Consider the following 22,064-nt stretch of genomic DNA (forward strand, 5'->3'; position numbering starts at 1 on the left):
GATGCTGATGGTAAAAATGGCGCCGGCGGACGCGCTATTCCACAGGCTCTTCCGCCTCGGCGGGTTCCCACCCGCGGGCCGTCAGGTGTTCCTGCGGCTGAAAGCGCTTCTTGTAGTCCATCTTCTGCGAGCCTTTGACCCAGTAGCCGAGATAGACATAGGGAAGGCCAAACCTTTGCGCCCGGGTCACATGGTCGATGATCATGTAACTGCCGAGCGAGCGCTTCACATAGGCCGGGTTGAAGAAGGAATAGACCATCGAAAGCCCGTCGGAGAGAACATCGGACAGAGCGACGGCAACCAGTTCGCCTTCCTCGTCCGCACGGCCGGTCGACGCCCGATATTCGAAAATCCGGGTTTCCACATGGGTCTCCTCCACCATCACCGCATAATCGTCGATGGTCATGTCGGCCATGCCGCCGCGCTGATGGCGGCTGTCGAGATAGGTGCGAAACAGGTCGTATTGTTCGGCTGTGGCAATGGCCTGCCGCTCGCTCGACACGAGATCGCCGTTGCGGGTGAGGATGCGTCGCAAGGAACGCGGCTTTTCAAATTCCTCGGCCACGATCCTGACGGAGACGCAGGCGCGGCAGTTTTCACAGGCCGGGCGGTAGGCGATGTTCTGAGAACGCCGGAATCCGCCTTGCGTCAGAAGGTCGTTCATCTCGTTGGCGCGCGGGCCGACGAGATGGGTAAATACCTTGCGCTCGCGCTCGGCCTCCAGATAGGGGCACTGCGCCGGAGCGGTCAGATAAAACTGTGGCGACTGAGTGGCTTGCGTATTCATGGCCAGCACAACATGCTTCGGGTTCCTGTCCCTAGCATGGCGCAATCGAACAAAAGGTCAACCGTGCTGGCGGCGATCTTGTTGCAACACTGTTCCTGTTTCAGATCGTTTCTTCACGCACGACAACGGCGCCGATCAGGAAATCATGCAGCAGGCGCTTGCGGTCGGTAAAAATGCCGACCAGCAGAACCAGCGGCGTCAGGACGGAGTTGAACAGCCAGAACAGCGCCAGATGCACGGCGGCGGTCAGAAAATCCATCCGCAGGCCATCGGTGCGCACCACCTTCAGCCCCATTGTCCGCATGCCGGGAGAGGCCTGGGCCGGGCCGCCCATGGTCATGCCGAAATAGCACACGGCAACGATGAAATAGAGCGCCGGATAGAGCAGGAAGGCGAGACCCAGCGTTGCAATGCCGACGAAGAACAGCACAACCGCTGCCGGCACCCACAGGATGGCGATGATGAGGTAATCGACCAGAAACGCCAGAACCCGGCGCGACAGCACACCGGAATAGGCAGGGCTGCCGGCATTCGGCGCGGCATAAGGCATGTCTCGTTCAATGCTCATCGGTTCGGCTCGCTCGTTTCATCGGGCAGCGCCGTTGCGCTGCCTCTCCAGACCCCAATGTGGGACAGCGGCTGTCGATTGCAACGTTACCGCAATGTCGCGATCACGATTTTGCCAGCTTTTCCGCCACTTCCATGGCGAAATAGGTGAGAATGCCGTCGCAGCCGGCACGTTTGAACGACAGCAGCGTTTCCATCATCACCCGCTCGCCGTCGATGGCGCCGCGTTCGGCGGCCATGCGGATCATCGCATATTCGCCGGAGACCTGGTAAGCGAACACCGGCAGGCCGAAGGCTTCCTTCATCCGCCAGCAGATATCGAGATAGGGCAGGCCGGGTTTGACCATCAGCATGTCGGCGCCTTCCTCGACGTCGAGCGCGGCGTCACGCAGGGCTTCCGTGCCGTTGGCAGTGTCGATGTAGTAGGTCGCCTTGTCGCCCTTCAGCAGTCCCTTGGTCGAGATCGCCTCGCGGTAGGGGCCGTAAAAGCCCGACGAGAACTTGGTCGCGTAGGACATGATGCCGACGTCCTGAAATCCCGCGGCGTCGAGCCGTTCGCGGATTGCGCCGATGCGGCCGTCCATCATTTCAGACGGCGCGATGATGTCTGACCCGGCTTCGGCCTGACACACCGCCGCCTCGCAGACGTGATCGACCGTTTCGTCGTTGACGATCTCGTCGCCGACGAGAATACCGTCATGACCATGGCTGGTGAACGGATCGAGGGCGACATCGGTAATGACGCCGATACCGGGGGCTGCCTTCTTGACGGCGCGGGTTGCCTGATTGAGGAGATTGTCCGGCTTCAGGATCTCCGAGCCGGTCATGTCGCGTTTTTCCATCTCGACATTGGGGAAGGTGGCAATCGCCGGAATGCCGAGATCCGCGGCCTTTTTGGCGGCTTCCGCCAGCCGGTCGACGCTCATGCGAGAGACACCGGGCATGGCAGGGATCGGTTCCTCGACATTTTCGCCCGGAATGACGAAAACCGGCCAGATCAGGTCATCGACGGTCAGGCTGTTTTCGCGGACCATCCTGCGGGTCCAGTCGGCCTTGCGGTTGCGGCGCATGCGGCGGTGGCCGGTGATCCGGTCAACGAGGTGGGTTTTGTCGCTGGCGTCGTTCATCCTGTGCCTCCGGCTTTCTCTGTCGTCTTTGCTGTTTGTCAGGCTTGTAGCATGGCGCCCGCACCGGCAAAACAATCCAATTTGTCACATCGTCGATATCGTCCGGGGGTTGTCAGCCGGCAATTGCCGCGTATAAGGCGATCATGTCTTCAGAGCCGAGCGTTACGCCCAGACCCAGTTTTTCGCAGACCGCTTTTCTCGTCTTCAAGCGGTGCGTTGCCGTGTTTCTGATCGTGCTGGCGCTTTCGAGCTGGGCGGCGCTGATCGGCATCACCGAAGGCGGCGCCGGGCGGTTCGACCTGGTTCATGCCGATGTCCGCGTTGTCGAGGCCATGCTTTCGGTGCTTTATCCGGTTGCCGCGGCCGGGCTCTGGTTCGGTGTCGGCTGGGGCTTTGTGCTCTGGGTGCTTGGCGCCGTCGTGCAGATCGGCGCGCACAGCACCTATCCGCACATATTCGGCGAGGCTGCGGGGGTGTCCGCGCTTCACATTCTGTTGATCGGTCTCTACGTATCCTTCTGGGTTTACCTTACCTTCATTCGTCGGCGCTAGGTGTTGGATAACCATTGGCTGTCCGAGGGTTTGAAAGCCGACAATAATTAGCCATATTGATATGCAAACGCCTTCGATGGAGAGCGGGGCGCGCTTTGAGCGCCCGAGGGACTGAACGAGATTTGGATTTGATGACAAAAGACCTGAACCCGAAAGCGCATTCCAAAACTGTGTCGCGCCGCCGTTTTATCGCCGGTGCCGCCGGTGTGCTGGCGATGCCGCATCTGGCCTCGGCCCAGTCCGCGGTCGACGCGCTGATCAATACGCCCGGACGCGGCACCTGGGACGACCAGTTCGACGCGGTGACATCGCGCGCCCAGGCCAGCGTCAGCTCCAACCAGCCGATCCTTGGTCCGAACGCGCCGTCCAACCTGATGCAGGCGATCGCCGAATACCAGCGCATCGTCACCAGCGGCGGCTGGCCGCAGGTGCACCCGAATGTGCCGTTGCAGTTCGGCGTCTACGATCCCTCCGTACAGCAACTGCGTCAGCGGCTGATCGTCTCCGGCGACCTGCCGTCTTCGGCCGGCATTTCCGATTCCTATGATTCCTATGTGCAGGGGGCGGTTCGCCGTTTCCAGGCGCGCCACGGCCTGGCCGAAACCGGCTATATCGATGAATACACGCTGAAGGCGCTCAATGTCAGCGCCCGGGTGCGGCTGGCGCAGCTTGAAACCAACCTGACCCGTGTGGAAGACACCGGCTCGGATCTCGGTGAGCGCTATGTGCTGGTCAATATTCCGGCAGCCTATGCCGAGGCGGTGGAAAACAATGCGGTTGCGCTGCGCAACGTCGCCATTGTCGGCCGGCCGTCGCGCCAGACGCCGTTGCTGAACTCGAAAATCTTCGAGATCATCTTCAATCCGCCGTGGACCGTGCCGCGCTCGATCATCCAGAAGGATATCATGCCGCTGATGCGCGAGGATCCGAACTATCTGGTGGATAACAAGATCCGGCTCTACGACAACAAGGGCAATGAAGTCGATCCGATGACCATCGACTGGAACGCCGAAAAGGCGCCGAACCTGACCTTCCGTCAGGATCCCGGTCCCAACAGCGCGATGGCCTCGACCAAGATCAACTTCCACAACAAGTATGCCGTCTATATGCACGACACGCCGAGCCAGTCGCTCTTCAATGAGATCGTGCGTTTCGAATCATCCGGCTGTGTGCGGATCGAAAACGTGCGCGATCTCGATGTCTGGCTGCTGAAGAACACGCCCGGCTGGAACCGTCAGAAGATCGAGGAAACAATTCGCGCCGGCATCTCGACGCCGGTCAACCTTGCCGATCCGGTGCCGAACCATTTCGTCTACATCACCGCATGGTCTGCCAAGGACGGCGTGGTGCAGTTCCGCGACGATATCTACAATCTCGACGGCGCACCCGAGCTTGCCCTGCAGACGACCAGTGGCATCGAATAGGCAAGGCCTTCGTAATCATGATTGAAAATGCCGCCGGCGGACCATGTTCGCCGGCGGTTTTCGTCTATTGCACGATCATGCAGCGGACGCTAGAACGCTTCCGCCCGCCACAATTGAGGAACCCGCGATGACAAGCCAGACTGTGTTTACAGAAAACTTCTTCAACCGCACGCTTGCCGACACCGATCCGGAGATCTTCGACGCGATCGGCAAGGAGCTGGGCCGCCAGCGCCACGAGATCGAGCTGATCGCTTCGGAAAATATCGTCTCGCGCGCTGTGCTTGAGGCGCAGGGCTCCATCATGACCAACAAATATGCCGAGGGCTATCCGGGCAAGCGCTATTACGGCGGCTGCCAGTTTGTCGACATCGCCGAGGAACTGGCGATCGAGCGCGCCAAGAAGCTGTTCGGCGTCGAGTTCGCCAATGTGCAGCCGAATTCCGGCTCGCAGATGAACCAGGCCGTGTTCCTCGCGCTTCTGCAGCCGGGCGATACCTTCATGGGTCTCGACCTTAATTCGGGTGGCCACCTGACCCATGGCTCGCCGGTCAACATGTCGGGCAAATGGTTTGATGTCGTTTCCTACGGCGTTTCCCGCGAGGACAACCTCATCAATATGGACGAGGTTGCCAAAAAGGCCGAAGAGCACCGTCCGAAGCTGATCATTGCCGGCGGCACGGCCTATTCGCGCGTGTGGGACTGGAAGCGTTTCCGCGAGATTGCTGATTCGGTCGGCGCCTACCTGATGGTCGATATGGCCCATATTGCCGGGCTCGTCGCCGGTGGCGCGCATCCTTCGCCGTGCCCGCATGCCCATGTCGTGACCACGACCACCCACAAGTCACTGCGCGGCCCGCGCGGCGGCATGGTGCTGACCAACGATCCCGACATCGCCAAGAAGATCAATTCCGCCGTGTTCCCCGGCCTTCAGGGCGGTCCGCTGATGCATGTGATCGCCGCCAAGGCCGTGGCGTTCGGCGAAGCGCTGCAGCCGGAATTCAAGGCCTATGCCGAACAGGTGGTCAAGAATGCCCGTGCGCTGGCCGGCTCGCTGATGGAAGGCGGTCTCGACGTCGTTTCCGGCGGCACCGACAACCACTCCATGCTGGTCGATCTCAGGCCGAAGAATGCCACCGGCAAGCGTGCAGAGGCTGCCCTTGGCCGCGCCTATATCACCTGCAACAAGAACGGCATTCCCTTCGATCCGGAAAAGCCCTTCGTCACCTCCGGCGTTCGTCTCGGCGCGCCGGCCGGCACCACCCGCGGCTTCACCGAAGCCGAATTCGGCGAGATCGGCAAGCTGATCGTCGAGGTGCTGGATGGGCTCAAGGAATCCAATTCCGACGAGGGCAATGCGGCGGTTGAAAAGGCCGTGCGTGAAAAGGTCGTCGCTTTGACCGACCGTTTCCCGATGTATGGCTATATGGGCTGATGCGCTGCCCGTTCTGCAATTCGCCTGACACCCAGGTCAAGGATTCGCGCCCGGCGGAGGACAATACGTCCATCCGCCGCAGGCGCGTCTGTCCCGATTGCGGCGGGCGCTTCACCACGTTCGAGCGCGTGCAGCTGCGCGAGCTCGTCGTGGTCAAGAAGAACGGCCGCAAGGTGCCCTTCGACCGCGACAAGCTGGTGCGGTCCTTCGAGATCGCGCTCAGGAAACGCCCGGTCGAGCGCGAGCGTATCGAACGCGCCGTCTCCGGCATTGTCCGGCGGCTGGAAAGTGCGGGTGAGCCTGAAATCCAGTCGGAAGAAATCGGGCTTCTGGTGCTTGAGGCGCTGAAGAACCTCGACGATGTCGCCTTCGTGCGCTTTGCCTCGGTCTATCGCGATTTCTCGACAACGGAAGATTTCGAGGAAATCATCGCCGAGTTTTCGGCCAAACTTGCGCGTGATTCGGAGACGGGTGAGCTTTGAGCGCAGTGCAATTCTGCCCGTCGCAGCCGATCTGAAACAGCAAAACACTTGCAACTGACCCGCAGGCGTGGTTAAGCCGCTCGTAATGACAGGCTGGCGATGTTGCGCGGCCCTTGAAAATGACCGCATCCTTTCGGAATGCGAGGAGACCCATGACGACCGAAAAGACCGCAAACCAGCGGGGTGCAGCGCGCCTTGCCGCCGTTCAGGCGCTCTATCAGATGGATCTGGCAGGCACGGCGCTTGCCGATGTGCTTGCAGAGTATGAGGTCTACCGTCTCGGCAAGGAAATCGATGGTGACGTCTATCTGAAGGCTGATCCCGCCTGGTTCCGCTCGATTGTCACCGGTGTCGTTCGCGATCAGAAGACGCTCGATCCCAAGATCTCGGATTCGATCTCCGAAGGCTGGACGCTGTCGCGTCTTGATTCCACCCTGCGGGCCATTCTGCGTGCCGGCGTGTTCGAGATCATGAGCAAACCGGATGTTCCGACAGCCGTCATCGTGACGGAATATGTCGAGATCGCCACGGCTTTCTTCGAGGGCGACGAGGGCAAGCTGGTCAATGCCGTGCTTGATCGTATCGCCCGGCGGGAGCGCGGTCAGCCCGGACAGGCCTGATCCTCCTGCCGACTGCCTGCCCGGCGGGCATTCGGCTCAGGCCGGGACAATGCCCATTTCCTGCGGTTTTTAAATCGTTTGATTTCTTCGTTTTCTTTGCGTTATCGCAAAGTCTCTCTCCTTAGCAGCGTTCTAATGTGTCCCCGAAGCCCTTGACGCTTCGTTCGCTCCACAGCACTCTCGGATTTCCGCGGAGCGTGTGGAGGGAATGAGGCGCTTGGTGGTTTGAAACGGTGCGGTTTGTTTTGCTGTCATGAGATGGTTTTCCGACAGCTTGCAATGCCCCCGATGAGCAATTTCGGCTGAGCCGGACGGGTGCGAAGAACACTGCTCCGGTTCCAGCCGTAGAGGGAAGGAAAGCGAGAAATGACGATACTGCTTGCCGTGATTGTCTGCGGCCTGTTGTCGATTGTGTACGCCCTTTGGGCGACGCGCTCGGTGATGGTCGCCGATCAGGGAACCCCGCGCATGAAGGAAATCGCGGGCTTCATTCGAGAAGGGGCGCAGGCCTATCTGACGCGCCAGTATACAACGATTGCGATCGTGGGCGTGGTCGTCTTCATTCTGGCCTGGCTGCTGCTCTCCCTGAGTGCGGCAATCGGCTTCGTCATCGGGGCGGTGCTGTCGGGGGCGGCGGGCTTCATCGGCATGCATGTTTCGGTGCGCGCCAATGTCCGCACCGCGCAGGCGGCCTCCTACAGCCTGCCGGCGGGCCTTGATATCGCGTTCAAATCCGGCGCGATCACGGGCATGCTGGTCGCTGGTCTCGCGCTTCTCGGCGTCTCGGTCTACTACTACGTCCTCACCGCTGTGATGGGCCATGCTCCGGCCGACCGCGAAGTCATCGACTCGCTGGTCGCACTCGGCTTCGGCGCTTCGCTGATTTCGGTGTTCGCGCGTCTCGGAGGCGGCATCTTCACCAAGGGGGCAGACGTCGGTGGCGACCTTGTCGGCAAGGTCGAAGCGGGGATCCCGGAAGACGATCCGCGCAACCCGGCAACGATTGCAGACAATGTTGGCGACAATGTCGGTGACTGCGCCGGCATGGCGGCCGACCTGTTCGAGACCTATGCGGTTTCGGTCGTGGCCACCATGGTGCTCGGCGCCATCTTCTTCGGTGGAACCGCCATTCTTGCGGATGTCATGCTGCTGCCGCTCGCCATTTGCGCGGTCTGCATCCTGACCTCGATCGTCGGCACCTTCTTCGTCAAGCTCGGCACCAACGGTTCGATCATGGGCGCGCTTTATCGCGGTCTGATCGTGACCGGTATTCTGTCGATCGTGGGCCTCGGCATCGCCACCTGGGCGACGGTCGGCTTCGGTAGTCTCGGCGAGGTTGCCGGTCGCGAAATCACCGGCTGGGCGCTGTTCATCTGCGGCATTGTCGGCCTGATCGTCACCGCGCTGATCGTGGTCATCACCGAATATTATACCGGAACCGGCAAACGTCCGGTGGTTTCGATTGCCCAGGCATCGGTCTCCGGCCACGGCACCAATGTCATTCAGGGCCTTGCCGTTTCGCTTGAGGCGACGGCCCTTCCGGCAATCGTGATCTGCGGCGGCATCATCTCCACCTACCAGCTTGCCGGCCTGTTCGGCACGGGTATCGCGGTTACCGCCATGCTCGGCCTTGCCGGTATGATCGTAGCACTCGATGCCTTCGGTCCGGTCACCGACAATGCCGGCGGCATTGCCGAAATGGCAGGTCTTGATCCGGACGTGCGCAAATCCACCGACGCGCTGGATGCCGTCGGCAACACCACCAAGGCCGTCACCAAGGGCTATGCCATCGGTTCGGCCGGTCTCGGTGCGCTGGTGCTGTTTGCGGCCTATTCGAACGACCTCTCCTATTTCGCGGCTAATGGCGATCAATATCCCTTCTATGCGAATATGGGCGATATCTCGTTCTCGCTATCGAACCCCTACGTGGTGGCCGGTCTGATCTTCGGTGGGCTGATCCCCTACCTGTTCGGCGGCATCGCCATGACGGCGGTTGGCCGGGCGGCCAGCGCCGTTGTCAGCGAAGTGCGCCGGCAGTTCAAGGAAAAGCCCGGCATCATGGGCGGCACGGAAAAGCCGGATTACGGCCGTGCGGTCGACATGCTGACCAAGGCCGCGATCCGCGAGATGATCATCCCGTCGCTGCTGCCGGTTCTGGCCCCGCTGGTCGTGTTCTTCGGTGTCTGGCTGATGTCCGGCTCGAAAGCCTCGGCCTTTGCCGCACTCGGCGCTTCGCTTCTCGGCGTGATCGTCAACGGCCTGTTCGTCGCCATCTCGATGACCTCCGGCGGCGGCGCCTGGGACAACGCCAAGAAGAGCTTCGAGGACGGTTTCGTCGATGCTGACGGCGCGACCCACGAAAAGGGCTCGGATGCCCACAAGGCCTCCGTCACCGGCGATACGGTCGGCGATCCCTACAAGGATACGGCCGGTCCTGCCGTGAACCCGGCAATCAAGATCACCAATATCGTGGCATTGCTGCTGCTGGCGGTTCTGGCCTGATCGAAAGACCTTTTCCGGCGGGGACCTCTCCGCCGGAGCCTCCAAAAAAGAAGACCCCGCTGTCGACAGCGGGGTCTTTGCATTTGGTTCTTCGGTGCGCTCTTTACTGAATGGCGCCGTTATTATTGGTACCGAAGAAGTCGCGGGCGGCGCTGGAGCCGGAACCCTGCAGGATCTGCTGGATGAAGGTGATGTCCTTGCCGCCGGTCGGCGTGGTATCGGAAACCATGTCGACGACGCGGCCATCCTGCAGTGTGTAGCGGGCGATCCTGTCCACGCGGCCATTATTGTTGAAATAGATGGCGAGGATTTCCTGACCAACGAGGCGCGGCTTCTGGAATTCGAAGCGTCGTTCCTTCCTCTGCGAAATGTAGAAGAACACCTCGTTATCGAAGGTTGCCGTTGTCGACGGTTCGCCCAGCGTCAGGACGACCTGTTCGCGGCTGGAACCTTCCTTGACCAGCTGCAATCGCTCTTCGTCGATGACATAGCCCTGATAAAACACGTCCTTGGAGCCGATAATGTCGCTCGTCGAGCAACCTGCGGTCAGAAGCGCGACGGCAAACAATGCACCCGCGGCAGCCGGTCGAACCGGTCTGAAATCAAAATACTGTCGGCGCGTCTTCAAACGTACACTCCCTGGCAAAGCTTTTTCTGGGCCGCAGATAAACACCTTGCGGCTGTCTTCGTTTCAATTTGCAAACGCCACCTTCAGCGAAGGCCGGCCTGGACAACGATTTCCCGGTTGCGGGCGGGCGGCGCGCAAACTACCATTGACCATGGTTCGTTTTGGAAGCACAGACCGCCTGTCGCCGGAATACCTCGAAGCCTCGCGTTTTCCAACTCAAATGGATAAACCAGCTTTTGCCCGGATGCAATTGTGGCGGGCGGATTGCGGCCAGGCGTTATAGCGGATTGAAGAGAGTGGGATGATCCTCAGGATTTTCGGCAAGAACCGTAGCAACAAACAAATCGTGCAGCGCCAATATGGCGTGATCACGGCGACGGCGCGGCAGCCCTGCTTTTTCACCGATTATGGCGTGCCCGATACCGTGATGGGCCGTTTCGAGATGCTTTCCGTGGTGATGATCCTGTTTCTCGGACGGACCTCGAAATCATCGGAAAGCGGAAAGCAGATGGCCCAGGAGGTTGTGGATGCGTTTTTCATGGATATCGACTATTCAATCCGTGAACTGGGCGTCGGCGATAATTCGGTGCCCAAGCGAATGAAAAAGCTGGCCGGCATGTTCTACGGCCGCCTGGAGCGTTATATGCGCTGTCTTCAGGACCGTGATCTGGAACAGCTTGCCATCGCGCTGGCTCACAATATTCATTCCGACGACGGCGAGACTACCGAAATGGCCGAGCTTGCCCGCTGGATGCTGGAAAATGCCGATCATCTGGAGCAAACCGATGAAATTGTCGTGGAAACGGGGATGGTAAGCTTCCTCGTGCCCGAAAGCATGGAGACAGGACGTGTCTGACAAGAATGCGAACGAGATAACGCTGCCGTTTTCGCGCCCCTTCACGGTCGCGCGGGCGGCCGCCGTGCCGTTCGAAATGCGTATCGATGTGGAAGGTGACGAACTGGAGCGGCTTGCCGGTTTTCTGAATGTCGATGCGGTGACCAGCCTTTCGGCCGATCTCAGGATCACGCCTTGGCGGCGCGAAGGCGTAAGGGTTCGGGGCGAGGTCCGGGCGCATGTCGTGCAGTCCTGCGTGGTGACGCTGGAGCCGATCGAGACCGATTTCTCCGAGCCGGTCGATGCGACCTATCTTCCGGAAAACTCGCGGCAGTTCAAACGCAAGATCAATGCGGAAGGCGAATTGCTCGTCGATCCCGAAGGGCCGGATGATCCCGAACCGTTTACCGGCAGCGATATCGACCTTGCCGCCGTGGTGATCGAGATGCTTGGCCTTGCGATCGATCCCTATCCGCGCAAGCCGGATGCCGAACTGCCGTCCGACGTGATTGATGAAGATGACGGTGAAGACGCGGTTGCAGACAGGGAATCGCCGTTTGCGGCATTGAAGGACTGGAAGGGCGGAGGATCGCAATAGCCGTAAAAGGCGAGGGGGTTATGGTCCTTTCGGCACCGCCCGTTGCGGCGTCGCGGATAGGGCTTTCGGCAAAACGCACGTAAATTGCGGTTTTTACACGGCGGTAGTTGTCTCCCGCAGCAAAAACGGTATTTTGGCCCGGCTTCTCCGGATGCGTGCAAACAGGGATCTCGAACGTTTGATTAGAATTTCCATTGATGCCATGGGCGGAGATGTCGGTCCGGAAGTTGCCGTTGCTGGCGCTGCCCAGGCGCTGACGCGGCACCCCGACATCAGCTACATACTTTATGGCAAGTCGTCCGTTATTGAACCGCTTCTTGCGTCCTATCCCAAACTCAGGGATCAGGCGCGTGTGGTCGACTGCGAGATCGCCGTCGGTATGGACGAAAAACCGAGCCAGGCGCTGCGGCGCGGCCGCAATGTTTCCAGCATGTGGAAGGCAATCGAGGCGGTCAAGGACAAGGAATCCGATGTGGCGGTTTCGGCCGGCAATACCGGTGCGCTGATGGCCATGGCGATGTTCTGTCTGAAAACCATGCCGGATATCGACCGTCCGGCGATCGCCGGCATCTGGCCGACGCTGAAGGGCGAAAGCATTGTTCTCGATATCGGCGCCACCATCGGCGCCGATGCCAAGCAGCTTCTCGATTTCGCGCTCATGGGCGGGGCGATGGCGCGCGCGCTTTTCGAACTGAAAAAGCCGACCATCGGCCTGCTGAATGTCGGTGTCGAGGAGGTGAAGGGCGTCGAGCAGGTCAAGGAAGCCGGAAAGTTTCTGCGTGAAGCCGATATCGACAATCTCGATTATGCCGGCTTTGTGGAAGGCGACGATCTTGGCCGCGGCACGGTCGACGTGTTCGTGGTCGAAGGCTTTACCGGCAATATCGCCCTGAAGACGGCGGAGGGCACGGCCCGGCAGATCGCGCAATATCTACGTTCGGCCATGTCGCGCACATTGATGTCACGGATCGGCTATCTTTTTGCCCGCGGCGCGTTTCACATGCTGCGTGAGAAGCTTGATCCGCGAAAGGTCAATGGCGGCGTCTTTCTCGGGCTCAACGGTATTGTCATCAAGAGTCACGGCAGCACCGATGCCGAAGGCTATGCCTCGGCCATCGAGGTGGCTTACGACATGGTGCATAACGGGCTTCAGGCAAAGATCCAGCATGATCTGAGTGAGTATCATGCGCGTAATGAATCACCCATGGGGCCGGAAGCGGCTTGACGCGGATGGGCAGACGGTTTTCCGCCGCTATGCCCGCCAACAAGGAATAACAATATGATCCGTTCTGTCGTTTGCGGTTTCGGGGCTGCGCTGCCAAAGCGTGTGGTGACCAATGAAGAACTGCGGCAGCTGGTGGATACATCCGACAGCTGGATTCAACAGCGCACCGGCATTCGCCAGCGCTACATTGCAGGTCCGGATGAAACCACGGCCTCGCTCGGCGAACAGGCCGCGCGCAGGGCTCTCGACAATGCCGGCCTGACGCCGGACGATATCGACCTGATCGTGGTGGCGACCTCGACGCCCGACAACACCTTTCCGGCAACAGCGGTGAATATCCAGAGCCGTCTCGGCATGCAGCACGGTTTTGCCTTCGACATGCAGGCGGTGTGCTCGGGCTTCGTCTATGCATTGACGACGGCGGACAATTACATCCGTGCCGGACGGGCGCGGCGTGTGCTGGTGATCGGCGCCGAAACATTCTCGCGCCTTCTGGACTGGACTGACCGGACAACCTGCGTGCTGTTCGGCGATGGCGCCGGCGCGGTCATTCTCGAGGCGCAGGAAGACAGCGCTGCCGGAGAACGCGGGATTATCGCCGCCAGCCTTCGCTCCGATGGCGCCCATTGCAAGAAGCTTTATGTCGATGGCGGGGTTTCGACCACCGGCGATATCGGCCATCTGCGCATGGAGGGCCGCGAGGTTTTCAAACATGCCGTGGGCATGATCACCGATGTGATCGAGGCGGCTTTCGCAGAAGCGAAGATCGATATCGATCAGCTGGACTGGCTGGTGCCGCATCAGGCCAACCGCCGGATCATCGAAGGCTCGGCCAAAAAGCTCGGCATTCCGATGGACAAGGTGGTTGTGACCGTGGATCAGCACGCCAACACATCGGCGGCCTCGATCCCGCTGGCACTGGCGACGGCAGCCGGCGATGGTCGGATCCAGCGCGGCGACATGGTGATGCTCGAGGCCATGGGCGGCGGATTTACCTGGGGTGCTGTGCTTTTGCGTTGGTAATCTCTGTCTGGGACGGAATTGAGTTCCTTGATGCGCTTGACCGTTTTGCCACACGGCAATAGTGTCTTGGCCAAGGGGAAATTAGACAAGCTTGGGATGCGGTAATGCCTGGCAAAACTGTGACGCGTGCGGATCTGGCCGAGTCGGTGTTCCGTAAAGTGGGACTGTCTCGTACGGAATCGGCGGAACTGGTCGAAACTGTGATCGATGAAATCTGTGATGCAATCGTGAAAGGGGAAACGGTCAAGCTCTCCTCGTTCGCGACATTTCAGGTGCGCGACAAGAATGAACGCATCGGTCGAAATCCGAAAACCGGTGAGGAGGTTCCGATCTCCCCGCGCCGGGTCATGACCTTCAAGGCCTCGAATGTGCTGAAGCAGAAAATTCTGAAGGCGCATCTCAATCGCAAGCAGCGCGCGGAAAAAGCGGCCCAGAAGACTGCGTCCTGAGCATCTGCTCTGGGGGTGTTTGACGCGGCATCTTGTCTTTCGACGGTGATCGGGTTGAAATACGCTTGATTCGATCACTGTGGTTGGCGAGGACGTTTGAACATCATGGACAAGTCTCCCGAGGCGTTTCGCACCATTTCGGAAGTGGCGGAAGAACTGGAACTGCCGCAGCACGTGCTGCGCTTCTGGGAAACGCGCTTCACGCAGGTCAAGCCGATGAAGCGGGGCGGCGGCCGTCGCTATTATCGCCCGGAAGACATCGAGCTTCTGAAGGGCATCCGTCATCTCCTCTATGATCACGGCTACACCATCAAGGGCGTGCAGAAGCTTCTGAAAAGCAACGGCAACCGTTTCGTCACCGCTATCGGCAATGGCGATGCCGAGCTTGTCGAGGCCCTGGCCCCCCAGCCCGAACGCAGGGTGGACGAGGATCAGCCTTCCATCTTCGACGACGATCAGGTCGTCGGTCGCCCGAAAAAGTCAGGCGGTACCGGGTTCTTTCGCCGGAAGAAGGATGAAGAGGGCGACGTTGATCCCGCCTCCGGCATTACCCGCTCCGACGATGCCTTGCTGCAGGAGGTGCTCTACGACCTTCTCGAATGCAAGCGCCTGCTCGATCAGGTTCGCTGAGATAAGACATGCCCGTTTTGGGCTGCCGCTTTCCAGACCTGCGTCGGCGACGTCTGACGGGTGTCAAGATCGTGTCTTCATAACTGCGCTATAGTGTCCCCGCAGCGGGGAATCCATTCTCCGGTATTGCCAAAACCGCCTCATTCTGCTTCCACTCTAGGTGGCAGGCCGTTATTTTTCGATGAGAAAGAGCGGCTTTTGGAGGCAAGTTTGCGCATCGCGGCAGGATGCCTGACGCGGTACGCCATTATGCTGGAGAATGATGATGGCGGAAAATGCAGCGTCCAGTGATCTGGAGACCATGCCTGTCGACGCGGTTCTCGAAAAGCTTGGCGTCGACCCGGAAAAGGGACTTGCCGCGGCTGAGGCGAAAGAGCGGCTCGCGAAATTTGGCCCGAATGCGCTGCCGGAAGAAAAGGTCAGTCTTTTCAAACAAATCGCCGGGCATTTCGTCGGGCCGATCGCGTTCATGATCGAAGCCGCCGCCTTGGTTTCGCTGATCCTGGGAGATTGGGGCGATTTCTTCATCATTTTCGGTCTGCTGGTCTTCAATGCCGGTCTCGAATTCTATCAGGACAGCAAGGCGACGAGTGCGCTGGCAGCGCTGAAGAACTCGCTCGCGCCGCAGGCAACGGCGCTTCGGGACGGCAAGTTTTCGGTCATCGATGCGTCCACCCTGGTGCCGGGTGATATCATCAAGATCAGGCTCGGCGGCATCGTGCCGGCCGATGTCCGTCTGGTATCGGGGGAATACGCCTCGATCGATCAGGCTGCATTGACGGGTGAGTCGCTGCCGGTCAACAAGACGGTCGGCGATATCGCCTATTCGGGCAGCGTGGTGAAACAGGGCGAAATGGCCGCTGTCGTCACCGCCACCGGATCGGAAACCTTCTTCGGCCGCACCGCCAAGCTGGTGGCCGGGGCAGGGGCCGTCAGCCAGGCGCAAAAGGCGATGTTCCAGATCGGCAATTTCCTGATCGTGGTCGCCGTGGTGCTGGCGCTGATCATGGTTGCCGTTCAGGTCTATGTCGATATCGTCCAGACCGACGCCTGGGGGCTTTCCGATGCGCTCGGCATTCTGCAATTCGTGCTGGTGCTGCTGGTTGCCTCCATTCCGGTAGCGATGCCGGCGGTTTTTTCCATCACCATGGCGCTTGGCGCGCTGGCGCTTTCGAAGGAGAAGGCGATCGTTTCGCGCCTCTCATCCATTGACGAAATGGCGGGTGCGGACATCCTGTGCTCCGACAAGACCGGTACGCTGACAAAGAATATCCTGACCCTTGGCGATCCGATCCCCGTTGGCGGTGCCGATGCGGCGGGCATCGTGCTGGCAGGCGCTCTGGCGTCGCGCGCCGAGGATGGCGATGCGATCGATGGTGCGGTAATCGGTGCGCTTGCCGACAGGTCGGTTCTTGATCAATACGCGATCGGCAAGTTCACGCCGTTCGATCCGGTGTCCAAACGGACCGAAGCGGCGGTGACGGGGCCGGACGGCGCGGCCTTCCTGACATCGAAGGGCGCGCCGCATGCCATCGTCCTGCTGGCCGGGGCGGAGCAGGCGGTGGCCGATGAGGTCGATGCGCATGTCGCTGAACTGGGCGCGAAGGGCTATCGTGCGCTGGCCGTTGCCCGGTCCGATGATGGCGGTGCAAGCTGGAAACTTCTCGGCATCCTGCCGATGTTCGATCCGCCGCGCGACGATTCGAAACAGACGATCGAGAATGTCCGGGCCAAGGGCGTCGAGGTGAAGATGATCACCGGCGACGATACCGCGATTGCAAAGGAAACCGCGCGTCAGCTCGGCCTCGGCACCAATATATTGCCGGCAGCGGAAGTGTTTCCGAAAGACATGGACCCGGACAATGTGCCCGGTTCTATCGCCAACCGGATATTGACGGCGGATGGTTTTGCCCGCGTGTTTCCCGAGCATAAATATGCCATCGTCAAGACGTTCCAGAAAAACGGCCATCTGGTGGCCATGACCGGTGACGGCGTCAATGATGCGCCGGCGCTGAAACAGGCCGATTGCGGCATTGCGGTTTCCGGTGCGACCGATGCCGCCCGCAGTGCAGCGGCGCTGATCCTGACGGCGCCCGGCCTTTCGGTGATCCAGAACGCCGTCGACGAGGCCCGGCGGATTTTCGGGCGGATCACCAGCTACACGATCTATCGGGTGGCGCTGACCATGGACATCATGTTTCTCGTGGTGCTCTCGACCATCTTCCTCGGCGTTCAGCCGCTGACGCCGATCATGATCGTGCTGATGTCGCTGCTGGACGATATTCCGATCATGACGGTGGCCTATGACAACACCAGCGTGTCCGATCAGCCGATCCGATGGCGCATGCCGCATCTGCTGACCGTTTCCGCGGTTCTCGGCTTTGCGTCCATCGTCCAGTCATTCGGTCTGCTGCTGATGGGCATGGAGGTGCTGTCGGAACCGGCCCGCTGGCTGGGGCTTGGTCTGACGGACCAGTCGCATCTGCAATCGATGATGTTCCTGCAACTGGTGGCCGGCGGGCACCTTCTGATGCTGGTCAGCCGCAAGGAAAACTGGTTCATGAAGCGGCCCTATCCGGCAAAGCCGCTGGTCATCGCCATTGTTGCGACCCAGCTTGTGGCGGTGCTGATGTGCGGCTTCGGCATTCTCGTTCCGCAAATTCCCTGGAAACTTATCGGCCTCGTGTGGGTTTACCTGATTGTCTGGCTGTTCATTATCGGGCTCGTCAGGATCGGCATTGACCATGTGCTCGAAAACCGCAGTGCCCGGCGGGCAATGTCCATCGACGTGGTCAATAAACGGTTGTTCCGCTAGACTTGACAGGGAATGCAAGGGAGGTGTGCTGATGGATTTTGGCGAAAAGCTGATGATCAAACCGGGAAGTTCCGTCAAGCTGGCGGATATCGACCCGTCCTTTCACGGCGATATCAGGAACAAGGCGGCCGGCAAGGACGCGCTGGCTGAGGTTCTTGATGAGATCACGCCGTTGCAGGAGAAGCTTTACGCCGAGAAGAAACATGCCCTTCTGATCGTGCTGCAGGGCATTGATGCCGCCGGCAAGGACGGTGTGTGCTGGCATGTGATCCGGGCGATGAACCCGCAGGGCACCTATGTTGCAAGCTTCAAGCAGCCGACGGAAATCGAAAAGGCACATGATTTCCTGTGGCGCGTGCATCAGCGCACGCCGGCCATGGGGCAGGTCGGGGTTTTCAACCGCTCGCATTATGAAGACGTTCTGGTGGCGCGCGTCCACAATCTTGTGCCGGAACATGACTGGTCGAAACGCTATCGCCAGATCAATCATTTCGAGGAATTCCTCAGCGAAAACGGCGTGAGTATCGTCAAGTTCTTCCTCTATATTTCCAGGGACGAACAGCTGGACCGCTTCGAAAAGCGTCTGGAAGACAAGGAGCGTCAGTGGAAGATTTCCGGTTCGGATTATTCCGAACGCGAACGCTGGGATGAATATATCGCCGCCTATGAAGACATGTTGTCGAAGTGCTCGACCGAATACGCCCCCTGGTATGTGCTGCCGGCAAACCGGAAATGGTTTCGCAATCTGGCTGCGGCCAACATCATCCATCAGGCCCTTGTCGATATGCGGATCGAAACGCCCGAACCGAGCGTCGATCTGCACGAAATCTACCGCAAATATCACCACGCCATCCGCAACGGATAGGCCGCGGCCCGTTGGGTAGGACGGGCTTTTTTCGATCAAATATACCGCGGTGTTTGCGCTGCAGTGCAAAACGCCGTCTTGTCAAATGTCAAAATTATGCGATAAATTCTGTTTAGATGAGTTTATGCTAATATTTGATCGGCATTTTTATGCTGCATTGCGTCAGTATGCATGACGCGACCTCGTCCAGAAGAAGCGAAAAGCGCCTGAAGCCAAGCCCTTTTGTCTGGCCGTTGTGGTCATTGACGTTGATGCCTTACAGAAGGACGCAGCGAAATGCGGCTTTTCCATTGCAAGTTTTGCGGACACCACCTTCGTTTCGGTCAGGCATTTTGTACAGCCTGTACAATGCCGACCAGACCGGCCAATCGCTACGGATTCTGGGCCGCGGTCTTTATCGTCCTGTTGATCGCTCTTCCGGCGATTGGGTTTTCTTTCCTGTTCTGAATTTCCGCAGCTTCCTTCAATCCGCATGTCAAAAACATGCGGCGATTGCTGACTCGCACGCCTGATTTCGGCTAAGGAAGAAGCTGAAATCGTTCATGGCTTCGGTAAGGCCGTGACTTCGGTCGGGTCGTGCGTTCGGGAAAGGGAGTGCGGGGTGGATCTCGCGATACTTGTCGCCATAGCAGCAGGCATCTTCGCGGTCATTGGTTTGAGCGAACCGCTGGCCGCGCGTCTGCGGCTGCCTTATTCGGTGATCCTTGCCGGTATGGGCATCGGCATCGGCGTCGCCGCCACCTTCTTCTGGCAGACGAACCTGACCAATGCGCTCAACCCGCTGGCGCTCGGCATCCTCAACCTCCCGATCCGGGCGAGTTTCTTTCTGAATGTGTTTCTGCCGCTGCTGGTGTTTCAGGTGGCGCTCAATATCGACATCAGGCGCATGCTCGATGACTGGGTGCCGATCCTGGTGCTGGCCGTCTTTGCGGTGTTTGTGGCAATGCTCGCCGTCGGCTTTGCACTTTATCCGGTGGCCGGCCTGCCGCTTGCCGGCTGCCTGCTGATCGGCGCGATCGTTTCGACCACCGATCCCTCCGCCGTCGTCTCGATTTTCAAGGCGACGCCGTCGCCCCAGCGGCTGGCACGGATTGTCGAAGGCGAAAGCCTGCTCAATGACGCGGCGGCCATCGCCCTGTTTTCACTGTTTCTGGGCTTTGTGACCGTCAATGTCGCCAATCCTGAAATCGGCCCCACACTGCTGACCTTTCCGTGGATTGCCGGGGTGGGCGGCCTGATCGGCATTGCCTTCGGCCGGATCGGGGTTGAGGTGATCGCCCGCATGCCGGATTTTCCGCGCGGGCAGCTGTCTGTATCAATGGCGGTTCCGCCGCTCACCTTCCTGCTGGCCGAGCAGCTGTCTGCGTCGGGCGTGATTGCCGTGGTCGCGGCAGGCCTGACCATCAACCTGCATATGACGGCCCGTTTCACACCGGCGCTGAACCTGCAGATGCGCGCCACATGGGATCTGATTGCTCACTGGGCCGGGTCACTGATCTTCATTCTGGCGGCCATCCTGATCCCGAAGCTGCTGTCGGAATTCGTTCTTTATGACGTTCTGCTGATCGGGATCGTGGTTGTCGCGGCGCTTGCCGCCCGCGCGCTCATCCTCTTCGGCGTATTGCCGGTCCTCACCCATTTCAGGCTTTCTCCGCAGATGGAGCGCCCCTACAGCGTGGCGATCCTGTGGGGCGGTCTGCGTGGTGCCGTCACCCTGGCGCTGGCGCTGGCGGTGACCGAGAACCGGTTCGTGCCGCCCGATGTCAAACATCAGGTCGGGCTGATTGCCACCGGCTTTACCCTTTTCACCCTGATCGTGCAGGGCACGACGCTGCGCTGGATCATCAGGAAGCTGCGGCTTGACCAACTGAGCCCGCTGGATGTCGCGCTCTCCAATCAGGTGATTGCCGTGGCGTTGCAGAGTGTGCGCGAGCGCGTTGCCGAGACCGCGCGCGATCTTGGCCTGACGCGCGAGATTGTGCGCGACGAAGCCAAGCAGTTTGCCGAGCGTGTCGATGACGCCGTCTCGAAGACCGACGCCACGGAACAGCTTCAGGACAGGGACCGCGTCACGCTGGGCCTTGTGGCCCTTGCCGCGCATGAGCGCGATACCGTCCTTGATGAATATCGCAATCAGGTGATTTCCGCCGATCTGGCCGAACGTCTTGTGATCGGCGCGGACAGGATCATCGAGGCAACGCGGACAGGCGGACGTGCCGGCTACCGGACGGCGGCGCGTCAGACCTATGTCACCGGCCTGCGGTTTCGGGTTGCCACCTTGCTGCACAATTACCTTGGCATCACGCGGCCGCTTGCCCGCATCGTGGAAGACCGGTTTGACGTTCTGGTGTTTTATGGAATGGTGCTGCCGCGCTTGGCGCTGTTCATAGATGACCGCATTCGCCGCATCCATGGGCGGCGCATTGCCGATCTGCTGCACGAATTGCTGAACCGTCGTCTTGATGAGGCCCGTCAGGAACTGGAAAGCCTGCGCCTTCAGTTCCCCGGCTATGCGGAGGCGCTGGAACGGCGGCTGATCCGGCGGACCACATTGCAGCTTGAGGAAGGCGAGTATGAAGCGCTGGTGGAAGACGGGCTGATCGGGCCAGAACTGCGATCCACCCTCGGTGCGGACATCGACAGGCGTCGGGCGCGGCTGAAGGGCAGGCCCGTTCTCGATCTCAGACAACAGAAATCCGTCACGATCGACGGATTTGCCGCATTTGCCGATTTCAGCGAGAAGGAGCGCAAGCTGCTGGGCAAGAAGGTCCGCATTGTCTATGCCGCTCCCGGCCAGCAGATATTGCGGAAGGAAAGTTCGGCCCGCGAAGTCTGGTTCATTGCCGCAGGCACGGTGAATGTCGTGACCGACGGTGTGAAGATAAGGCTGACGGAGGGCGATCTGTTCGGCCAGTTCGCCGTGCTCGCCCGGTGGCGCCGGTCGATCCAGGTTACGGCAGTCACGGATTGCACGCTTTTGACGCTGGATGAACACACCTTTCGCACGCTCATCGCGCGCGAAGGCACATTCCGGTCGGCTGTTATTGAAAGCGCGGCCGCACGCGGCGTCGAAATTCCGCCCGAGGTTTTCGACCAGCCGGAAGAGAAGAGGACCGGCACAATCCGCGCGATTCTGGTCAAGGCCGGATCGCTGCGCCTCAAGGCGCGCAAGGCGTCTGGAGAGCGTTAGAGTTCAGGACATATCGTTCGGCAGGCGCGGTATTTCCGTTCCCGTTGCCGATCTTTCAAGGCTATTTTTCCGTTTTTGTTCAAGAAACCCAATTTCCCTCTTGCGCGCAGAAACCCGAAAGTCTAATGGGAACGGGCCGTTATGGCTGGTCGGGGTGTAGCGCAGCCCGGTAGCGCACTTGACTGGGGGTCAAGGGGTCGTGGGTTCGAATCCCGCCACCCCGACCATTTTCTAAAATCATTTCACATCGTTATTGAGTTTCTTGGCCCCGGAAACCTCATTTGGTTTACCGTTTTCGGTTGGGTTTATAATTT

At 59.8% G+C, this 22,064-nt stretch carries 19 protein-coding genes and 1 tRNA gene; 16 read left to right on the top strand and 4 right to left on the bottom strand.

Going from position 1 to position 22,064, the window contains the following annotated elements:
* Window positions 1-34: 34 nt before the first annotated feature.
* From ABID12_RS11805 to hemB, 3 genes are all read right to left on the bottom strand, one after another.
* Window positions 35-787, bottom strand: coding sequence for an arginyltransferase (locus ABID12_RS11805; protein ID WP_354434363.1), 753 nt, complete (start codon window positions 785-787; stop codon window positions 35-37).
* Between the two features lie 100 nt (window positions 788-887).
* Window positions 888-1,355 carry an RDD family protein gene (locus ABID12_RS11810; protein ID WP_106310626.1) on the bottom strand — a complete coding sequence of 156 codons (468 nt, stop codon included), beginning with the start codon at window positions 1,353-1,355 and terminating at the stop codon, window positions 888-890.
* A gap of 103 nt (window positions 1,356-1,458) precedes the next feature.
* The gene (gene hemB / locus ABID12_RS11815) at window positions 1,459-2,481 is read right to left on the bottom strand and encodes a porphobilinogen synthase (RefSeq protein WP_354434364.1); all 1,023 of its coding nucleotides are present in this window, start codon (window positions 2,479-2,481) and stop codon (window positions 1,459-1,461) included.
* 143 nt (window positions 2,482-2,624) lie between these two features.
* Here hemB and ABID12_RS11820 point away from each other — a divergent pair, with 143 nt between their 5' ends.
* From ABID12_RS11820 to ABID12_RS11845, 6 genes are all read left to right on the top strand, one after another.
* The gene (locus ABID12_RS11820; RefSeq protein ID WP_146132358.1) at window positions 2,625-3,032 is read left to right on the top strand and encodes a DUF6163 family protein; all 408 of its coding nucleotides are present in this window, start codon (window positions 2,625-2,627) and stop codon (window positions 3,030-3,032) included.
* Between the two features lie 143 nt (window positions 3,033-3,175).
* Window positions 3,176-4,456, top strand: coding sequence for a L,D-transpeptidase family protein (locus tag ABID12_RS11825; protein ID WP_106310688.1), 1,281 nt, complete (start codon window positions 3,176-3,178; stop codon window positions 4,454-4,456).
* A 127-nt stretch (window positions 4,457-4,583) separates the two neighbouring features.
* Window positions 4,584-5,888 (top strand): serine hydroxymethyltransferase, encoded by a 1,305-nt coding sequence (gene glyA / locus ABID12_RS11830; RefSeq protein ID WP_354434365.1) that lies wholly within the window; start codon window positions 4,584-4,586, stop codon window positions 5,886-5,888.
* Window positions 5,888-6,370: a transcriptional regulator NrdR gene (gene nrdR, locus ABID12_RS11835; protein WP_106310632.1), complete on the top strand. Its 483-nt coding sequence runs from the start codon at window positions 5,888-5,890 to the stop codon at window positions 6,368-6,370. Before glyA ends, nrdR begins: the two co-directional genes overlap by 1 nt.
* Before the next feature lie 152 nt (window positions 6,371-6,522).
* A complete protein-coding gene (gene nusB / locus ABID12_RS11840; RefSeq protein ID WP_354434366.1) occupies window positions 6,523-6,990 on the top strand; it encodes a transcription antitermination factor NusB in 468 nt (155 codons plus the stop codon).
* A 366-nt stretch (window positions 6,991-7,356) separates the two neighbouring features.
* On the top strand, window positions 7,357-9,492 hold the full coding sequence (locus ABID12_RS11845) for a sodium-translocating pyrophosphatase (protein ID WP_354434367.1): 2,136 nt from the start codon (window positions 7,357-7,359) through the stop codon (window positions 9,490-9,492).
* 103 nt (window positions 9,493-9,595) lie between these two features.
* Here the strand turns inward: ABID12_RS11845 and ABID12_RS11850 are convergent, their stop codons facing one another.
* Entirely contained in the window at window positions 9,596-10,120 is a 525-nt protein-coding gene (locus ABID12_RS11850) for an outer membrane protein assembly factor BamE (protein ID WP_435528222.1), read from the bottom strand.
* A 301-nt stretch (window positions 10,121-10,421) separates the two neighbouring features.
* On the opposite strand from ABID12_RS11850, the gene ABID12_RS11855 reads away from it, so the two are divergent.
* The 10 genes from ABID12_RS11855 (at window position 10,422) to ABID12_RS11900 (ending at window position 21,977) form a co-directional block, all read left to right on the top strand.
* On the top strand, window positions 10,422-10,976 hold the full coding sequence (locus ABID12_RS11855; protein ID WP_354434368.1) for a ubiquinol-cytochrome C chaperone family protein: 555 nt from the start codon (window positions 10,422-10,424) through the stop codon (window positions 10,974-10,976).
* On the top strand, window positions 10,969-11,553 hold the full coding sequence (locus tag ABID12_RS11860; RefSeq protein ID WP_354434369.1) for a YceD family protein: 585 nt from the start codon (window positions 10,969-10,971) through the stop codon (window positions 11,551-11,553). Before ABID12_RS11855 ends, ABID12_RS11860 begins: the two co-directional genes overlap by 8 nt.
* A 178-nt stretch (window positions 11,554-11,731) precedes the next feature.
* Entirely contained in the window at window positions 11,732-12,778 is a 1,047-nt protein-coding gene (gene plsX / locus ABID12_RS11865) for a phosphate acyltransferase PlsX (protein WP_354434370.1), read from the top strand.
* Window positions 12,779-12,832: 54 nt separating this feature from the next.
* Window positions 12,833-13,801 carry a beta-ketoacyl-ACP synthase III gene (locus tag ABID12_RS11870; RefSeq protein ID WP_319517464.1) on the top strand — a complete coding sequence of 323 codons (969 nt, stop codon included), beginning with the start codon at window positions 12,833-12,835 and terminating at the stop codon, window positions 13,799-13,801.
* Between the two features lie 104 nt (window positions 13,802-13,905).
* The gene (locus tag ABID12_RS11875) at window positions 13,906-14,250 is read left to right on the top strand and encodes an integration host factor subunit alpha (RefSeq protein ID WP_106310646.1); all 345 of its coding nucleotides are present in this window, start codon (window positions 13,906-13,908) and stop codon (window positions 14,248-14,250) included.
* A gap of 105 nt (window positions 14,251-14,355) precedes the next feature.
* Complete coding sequence (locus tag ABID12_RS11880) at window positions 14,356-14,880, top strand: MerR family transcriptional regulator (protein ID WP_354434371.1); 525 nt, start codon at window positions 14,356-14,358, stop codon at window positions 14,878-14,880.
* A gap of 265 nt (window positions 14,881-15,145) precedes the next feature.
* On the top strand, window positions 15,146-17,695 hold the full coding sequence (locus tag ABID12_RS11885) for a plasma-membrane proton-efflux P-type ATPase (RefSeq protein ID WP_354434372.1): 2,550 nt from the start codon (window positions 15,146-15,148) through the stop codon (window positions 17,693-17,695).
* A 31-nt stretch (window positions 17,696-17,726) separates the two neighbouring features.
* Entirely contained in the window at window positions 17,727-18,560 is an 834-nt protein-coding gene (locus ABID12_RS11890) for a polyphosphate kinase 2 family protein (RefSeq protein ID WP_354434373.1), read from the top strand.
* A gap of 601 nt (window positions 18,561-19,161) precedes the next feature.
* Window positions 19,162-21,750 (top strand): cation:proton antiporter, encoded by a 2,589-nt coding sequence (locus ABID12_RS11895; protein ID WP_354434374.1) that lies wholly within the window; start codon window positions 19,162-19,164, stop codon window positions 21,748-21,750.
* Between the two features lie 150 nt (window positions 21,751-21,900).
* Window positions 21,901-21,977 (top strand) — tRNA-Pro (locus ABID12_RS11900).
* Window positions 21,978-22,064 lie beyond the last annotated feature (87 nt).

It is taken from the genome of Martelella mangrovi (assembly GCF_040545495.1).
Lineage (GTDB): Bacteria > Pseudomonadota > Alphaproteobacteria > Rhizobiales > Rhizobiaceae > Martelella > Martelella mangrovi.